1 protein-coding gene is annotated in these 212 nt (G+C 55.2%); it reads right to left on the minus strand.

Annotated elements, in window-relative coordinates:
• Positions 1-2 precede the first annotated feature (2 nt).
• On the minus strand, positions 3-212 hold a 210-nt coding region (locus GPK89_RS08495; protein ID WP_252261577.1), incomplete at its 5' end, for a hypothetical protein.

Genomic DNA, 212 nt, shown 5'->3' on the forward strand with positions numbered 1-212 from the left:
GGTTATCTGCCATTGTCCCTGTCCTCCTTTTTCCGGCGTTTGGAGTAGTAGCGGGGGCAGAGTATGATAACCGCCCGGAAACTCTGCTTGCAGCTACGGGTACAGCCCCGGCAGAGGTCGTTGTATGTGATGCGGTCGCAGGTGGTATTCCCGACTTTCACTTGCCGCAGGAAAAAAGACCATTCCAGCCGCCGTTTCTTGCTCATTCTTGG

Origin of the sequence: Gemmiger formicilis (genome assembly GCF_018784445.1) — a bacterium.
GTDB lineage: Bacteria > Bacillota > Clostridia > Oscillospirales > Ruminococcaceae > Gemmiger.